The sequence below is a fragment of the Stenotrophomonas sp. P5_B8 genome (genome assembly GCF_054049855.1).
In genome coordinates, this window is sequence record NZ_JBFULO010000367.1 from 1 (window position 1) to 3,997 (window position 3,997).

Annotated in this window: 5 protein-coding genes; all 5 read left to right on the plus strand. The window is 66.5% G+C overall.

Annotated elements, in window-relative coordinates; all coding sequences use genetic code 11:
• Nucleotides 1–367: pantetheine-phosphate adenylyltransferase (gene coaD, locus ACXJKH_RS16450; protein ID WP_457320901.1), on the plus strand; the 367-nt coding region annotated here is incomplete at its 5' end.
• 48 nt (nt 368–415) lie between these two features.
• The gene (locus tag ACXJKH_RS16455) at nt 416–907 is read left to right on the plus strand and encodes a hypothetical protein (RefSeq protein WP_256774056.1); all 492 of its coding nucleotides are present in this window, start codon (nt 416–418) and stop codon (nt 905–907) included.
• A gap of 125 nt (nt 908–1,032) precedes the next feature.
• A complete protein-coding gene (locus tag ACXJKH_RS16460) occupies nt 1,033–1,314 on the plus strand; it encodes a YfhL family 4Fe-4S dicluster ferredoxin (protein ID WP_228887506.1) in 282 nt (93 codons plus the stop codon).
• Complete coding sequence (gene ggt / locus ACXJKH_RS16465; RefSeq protein WP_457320905.1) at nt 1,311–3,053, plus strand: gamma-glutamyltransferase; 1,743 nt, start codon at nt 1,311–1,313, stop codon at nt 3,051–3,053. Before ACXJKH_RS16460 ends, ggt begins: the two co-directional genes overlap by 4 nt.
• A gap of 101 nt (nt 3,054–3,154) precedes the next feature.
• The coding region (locus tag ACXJKH_RS16470; protein ID WP_457320907.1) for an MBL fold metallo-hydrolase at nt 3,155–3,997 on the plus strand (843 nt) is incomplete at its 3' end.

Here is a 3,997-nt window from a genome sequence, read left to right on the forward strand (position 1 = left end):
GACGCTGCCGCTGGAGCTGCGTGTGCAGCTGGCGCGCGAGGCCCTGGGGCACAATCGCAACGTGGAAGTGATCGGTTTCGATACGCTGCTGGCGCATTTCGTGCGCTCGGTGCATGGCGGGGTGCTGCTGCGCGGCCTGCGCGCGGTGTCCGATTTCGAATACGAATTCCAGATGGCGAGCATGAACCGTCATCTGATCCCCGAGGTCGAGACCCTGTTCCTGACCCCGGCCGAGCAGCACAGCTTCATTTCGTCTTCGCTGGTCCGCGAGATCGCCCGCCTGGGCGGCGACGTGTCCGGCTTCGTGCCGGCCTCGGTGCTCGAGGCGCTGCGCAAGGTCCGCGAAGCGAAGTCGGGCCAGTCGTAAAAACCCGTCAGACCCATACATACCAAGAATCACCAAGGGAGGAATTCCATGAACAACACCATGCGTGCCATGTTGATCGCGTCGTTCGCGCTGGCCTTCACCGCCTGCAAGAAGGAAGAGGCCGCTCCGGTTGCCGAAGCCCAGCAGGCGCTGGTCGCCCCGGACGCCAATGACGACGCCGGCTGGAAGAAGTACCTGCAGGCCGTGGCCGTGCAGAACATGGGCAACATCACCAACAGCCCGTTCCTGTACTACCTCTCGCCGGAGTCCGATCCGGAGTTCGCCGCCAAGTACGAGCGCCAGGTTGAAAGCGCCACCCAGGCCGTCGCGCGCGGCATCCAGCCGGGCAACATGCTGGCCTTCGGTTCGTCGGCTTCCTCGAAGATGGCCGACATGATCCAGGCCGTGTTCAAGGACGTGCCGGCCGACTCGATGAAGGGTGTGCGCGTGGTGTTCATCGGCAAGGCCGCTGACAACGCCCGCGTGCAGTCCATCGTGCAGCCGACCGGCGCCGAGTACATCTTCGTAGAAGCCAAGTAACCCGTGCAGTGGCGGCCGCGCCTGTGGCGTGGCCCGGGCGGCTTCTTCCGGGAAGCCGTCGATGACCGGCCTGCGCCACGGCGCGGGTCGGTCCTCATCCGCCGGCGTGGGCGTGGAGTAACGCCATGTCGCTGAAAATCAATGAGCTCTGCGTCAACTGTGACGTGTGTGAGCCCGCCTGTCCCAACCAGGCCATCTCGATGGGTGAAACCATCTACGTGATCGATCCGGCCCGCTGCACCGAGTGCGTGGGACATTTCGACGAACCCCAGTGCGTGGTCGTCTGCCCGGTGGAATGCATCGATCCCGATCCGGACATCCCGGAAACCCAGGACGCCCTGCTGGCGAAGCTGTACGGTCTGCAGCGCGACCATCCCGAACTTTATGCGGAGCCCCCATCCGAATGAATACGTTGTCGCGTCGTTGGTTGCTGTTCGTCCTGTTGTGGTCCCCGGTGGCATGGTCGGCCGCACCGGCGCAGGGTTCCCTGGCCAGTCATCCCGACGGTGCGGCGATCGCCAGCGGTCACCACCTGGCCACCGAGGCCGGCATGGAGATCCTGGCCAAGGGCGGCAACGCCTTCGATGCGGCGGTGGCGGTGTCCTCGACGCTGGCCGTGGTCGAGCCGATCAGCTCCGGGCTGGGCGGCGGCGGTTTCTTCCTCCTGCACGATGCAGCCACCGGCAAGGATGTGATGCTGGACGCGCGCGAGACCGCGCCGCAGTCGGCCAATGAAGCGGCGTTCCTGGACAAAAAGGGCGAGCTGGACCGCGACCGCTCGGTCAACGGTCCATGGTCGGCGGGCATCCCGGGCCTGCCGGCAGCGCTGGTGGAGCTGTCCAGCAAGCACGGCAAGCTGCCGCTGCGGACCTCGCTGGGCCCGGCGATCCGTGTCGCCAGTGAAGGCTTCCCGGTGTACGCGCGCATGGCCAAGGGCTACGCCTCGCGCCGTGAGGTGATGGAGCGCTACCCCGGGACCCGCGAGGTGTACCTGCGCAATGGCAAGCCGATCGCAGWGGGCGATGTGTTCCGCCAGCCGGAACTGGCAGCGACGATGGAGCGGCTGGCCGCGCAGGGGTTCGATGGGTTCTATCGCGGCCAGACCGGCAAGGCCCTGTTGGCCGGCGTGAAGCAGGCCGGCGGCCGCTGGACCGCCGAGGAGCTGGCCGGTTACCGGGTCAAGCTGCGCGAACCGATCGTGTTCAACTACCGTGACTGGAAGATCACCACCGCCTCGCCGCCGTCCTCTGGTGGCATCGCGCTGGCGGCGATGTTGCAGATCCTGGAAGGTTGGGACCTGAAGTCGATGGATGAAGCGCACCGTACCCACCTGGTGGTGGAAGCGATGCGCCGCGCCTACCGCGATCGCACCTTCTTCCTGGGCGATCCGGACTTCGTGCAGATTCCGCAGAAGGTGCTGACCAGCAAGGATTACGCGCAGGGCCTGCGGGCGACCATCCATCCGGAAAAGGCCACGCCGAGCGACCTGCTGTCGGGCAATCCGACCCCGCTGGAAGACGATGAGACCACCCACTTCTCCATCATCGACCGCGACGGCAACCGTGTCGGCGCAACCCAGACGGTGAACCTGCTGTACGGCTCGGGGCTGATTCCCRAGGGCACCGGCGTGCTGCTCAACAACGAAATGGACGACTTCGCACTGAAGCCGGGCACCCCCAACGCGTTCGGGGTGATGGGCTATGCGGCCAACGCGCCGAAGCCGGGCAAGCGCATGCTCAGCTCGATGACCCCGACCTTCATGGAGTCGCCGGACAAGGTGGTGGTGCTGGGCACGCCGGGCGGCAGCCGCATCATCACCATGGTGCTGCTGGGCATCCTCGGCTACGACGACGGCCTGAGCGCGCAGCAGGTGGCCGCATTGCCGCGCTACCACCACCAGTGGCTGCCGGACGAAATCTCGGCCGAAACCGGTGCGCTGGCGGTGGACACCATCAAGCAGCTGCAGGCGATGGGCCACAAGATCGAACTGCCCGGCGACAGCGCCGAAGGCGGCCGCGGTTCCAGCCACGTGTGGGGCAACCTGCAGACGGTGGAGTGGGACCGCCGCAGCAACGTGCTCAGCGGCGGCAGCGATCCGCGCAACCCGGTGGGCAGCGCGGCGGTGACCCCGGCCGCTGGCCGCTGAACCCGGCCGCTGTCCATGCGTTCGAGACCCCGCCGCCCGGCGGGGTTTTTCGTTATGGGCGCCTAGCGAATATTTAACGCGCCGCGCCGGATAATTTGCCGATGAAACTATGGTCGATACGCGGCAACACACAGAAGCTGGACGGCGGTGCGATGTTCGGCAATGCGCCGCGGACGGTCTGGGAAAAATGGGCGGCGCCGGACGATCTGAACCRGATCGAGCTGGCCTGCCGGGCGCTGCTGGCCAGCCCGCTGGCCGGTAAGACCGTGCTGTTTGAAACCGGTATCGGCGCATTCTTCGAGCCGAAACTGCGCGAACGCTACGGCGTGCAGGAACCGCGCCACGTGCTGATGGAATCCCTGCGCGAGGCCGGCTTCGAGCATGAGGACATCGACGTGGTGGTGCTGAGCCACCTGCACTTCGACCACGCCGGCGGCCTGCTGGCGCAGTGGAGCGAAGGCCGAGAGCCTGAACTGCTGTTCCCCAACGCGACGTTCCTGGTGGGTGCCGAACACTGGCAACGCGCCCTGCAACCACACCCGCGCGACCGGGCCAGCTTCATTCCGGAGCTGCCCGCGCTGCTGCAGGCCAGTGGACGCCTGGAGATCGTGGACGGGCCGTATTCGAAGGCGCTCGGCAACAGCGTGCGTTTCAGCTTCAGCGACGGACACACCCCGGGCCTGATGCTGGCCGAGATCGTCGGCCCCGAGCAGGCCGACGGCCAGGCACGGGGCGGCGTGGTGTTCTGTGCGGACCTGATTCCCGGCCGTTCGTGGGTGCACGTGCCGATCACCATGGGCTACGACCGCAACGCGGAATTGCTGATCGACGAAAAGCGCAGCTTCCTGGAAGACAAACTGGCGCGCAACGTGCACCTGTTCTTTACCCACGACCCGCAGTGCGCGCTGGCGCAGGTGGCCCGCGATGAGAAGGGTCGCTTCGGC

Bases quoted from the DNA above. Each gene is read 5' to 3' on its own strand.
- ACXJKH_RS16455 (WP_256774056.1), top strand. From the start codon at position 416: ATGAACAACACCATGCGTGCCATGTTGATCGCGTCGTTCGCGCTGGCC.
- ACXJKH_RS16460 (WP_228887506.1), top strand. From the start codon at position 1,033: ATGTCGCTGAAAATCAATGAGCTCTGCGTCAACTGTGACGTGTGTGAG.